The organism is Candidatus Erwinia dacicola, assembly GCF_001756855.1.
Taxonomy (GTDB): domain Bacteria; phylum Pseudomonadota; class Gammaproteobacteria; order Enterobacterales; family Enterobacteriaceae; genus Erwinia; species Erwinia dacicola.
The window spans coordinates 1-2039 of record NZ_MAYS01000063.1; the positions used below are offsets into that span (position 1 = coordinate 1).

General features: G+C 50.8%; 1 protein-coding gene and 2 pseudogenes. All 3 read right to left on the reverse strand.

The window, feature by feature from the left end:
* On the reverse strand, positions 1-272 hold a 272-nt coding region (locus tag BBW68_RS17415), incomplete at its 3' end, for a helix-turn-helix domain-containing protein (protein ID WP_245675187.1).
* A gap of 796 nt (positions 273-1068) precedes the next feature.
* Positions 1069-1683 (reverse strand): annotated as a pseudogene (locus BBW68_RS01680) (recombinase family protein).
* A 62-nt stretch (positions 1684-1745) separates the two neighbouring features.
* Positions 1746-2039, reverse strand: a pseudogene (locus tag BBW68_RS01685) (integrase core domain-containing protein); the annotation flags it as partial.

Consider the following 2039-nt stretch of genomic DNA (forward strand, 5'->3'; position numbering starts at 1 on the left):
ACCGGTCTGCCGATGATATCGCCAATGGCGCTGATTTGCTCAGGGCTCCACAACCAGTTGAGCGCTGCCTCAACAAAGAAGACCGTATCCTCATGCATCCTGCGTTTGCCGGCAGCCTTGCGGCGGCTGGTGCTGAGCTTCTGCGCTACCGCAGGCTGGTAGCCATCTACAGAGCGATTACGGCGCAGTTCCCGCGAGACTGTTGACTTACAGACGCCTAACCGGCGACCAATCTCGGCCTGACTAACTTTGTCTTCACACAACAGAGCTATCTGGTATCGTAATCCTTCGGTTCACTGCTGATATTTCATAGTTACTCGCTCATCTTTAGTCGGAAGAGCAGGATAGCTTATCGGTAGCTAACCGTCCCTCCATCTACATGACCGAGCGTTGCACTTATTATCTGAATTCGCGAACATCTATAGTTATCTCCCCTCAGCACATCAACTGGATAGGGGAGAGAACGTGAGGTTTTTTACACCACACCTGATTTTGTTTACAAAGGCCGGGTATGCGTGGGTCTTCCGTTTCTCTGTAATGACGGCATGACATTCATGCCTGTCGTGAATTATTACCTGCTTTGGCTCTGCTTGGAAAATGCCGGTACTGCCAGTCCCGCGACTTGGAAAAGCCATGCAAAGACGTTATTCGATTATTTTTCTTGGTTATCAACCAATGGGTTTGCTTGGAACGCTATTGCCGATAAAAAGACTGCAGGGTGAGGAAATATCGAACCTCGCAATGTACCGCAACTGGTCAATGGACCTGATACATCCATCCTCGGGCAAGCTACATGTTTCCCCAGTACGCTCCGTCATCGGATGACACAAATCATGGCTTTCTATCGCTGAGCATTACAGCGAAAAAGGATACCTGCATTACACTAGGGAACGACATTAACGCGGGTTTTGCGGCCGACGAAGTCGGTGCGTGTCAAGGTAGTTGTCGCCTCAGTTGACCTATGCGGCCAGCGTTTCCCGCTCCGGATTCAGCCAGACTTTGTCTTGCCAGCTCCAGTTTCTTGTTGGGGTTCTACGCCGGAACTCCAGATTTTTCCGTCAGCCCAAATTATCCCCGGTTGAGCAGCTTTATGCCGTCAGCTCGCAGTTGACCATCCGGGGAAATGTGGCGGTACAGCGTTTGTCGGGTTATCTCCAGTTCTTGGCATAACGTACTGACTTTCATCTCTGGCCGTCCCATTGATGCCATTGCCAGTCGCAATTTTATTGGCGTCATTTTGTAAGAACGTCCGCCATTCCTCCCGCGGGCTCTTGCTGAGGCAAGGCCTGCTGTCGTTCGCTCGGCAATCAGTTCGCGCTAAAACTCGACCAGTGCGGCAAAGATCCCAAAAACAAGCTTGCCGGCAGCTGTCGTGGTATCGATGGTCGCTCCGTGACCGGTCAGTACCTTCAGGCCTATCCCGCGTCCGGTAAGGTCATGCACCGTATTAATGAGATGACGAAGGTCGCGCCCGATTCGATCCAGTTTCCATACAATCAGGGTGTCATCTGGCCGTAGGGCTTTCAGACAGGCGATAAGTCCAAGGCGATCTTCTTGCTTGCCCGATGCCCTGTCTTCATAAAAATAGGCAACGTCAACGCCGGCAGCGATCAGCGCATCGCGCTGTAAATCATTCACCTGAGAACCATCTGCTTTTGATACCCGCATATAACCAATTAACATTTCATACCTGTTACATATACGTCGATTATGTGACATTCTGATTTTGGTGCCTGGATTGGCCCCTATATTTCCATACACTTTTTATCACTTAACCTATTACTGGTTTGCCGCCGTAGATATTCCCGTGGCGAACGATATCCCCGTGCACTGTGAGGATGCTATTCATTGTAATGTTCGAAGGCCTCCGCAAGGTTCTTAACCGCGGTTAACCCGTCAGGTTTCAGCATGATGCTGATGTGGTCGCGCTTTATCGTTTTCACGACGCTCTCTGCCATCCCGTTGCTTTCCGGACTGCATACCGCCGTATGTTTAGGCTCCAGTCCTACCCTTCTGGCAAACTGACGCGTCTGATAAGA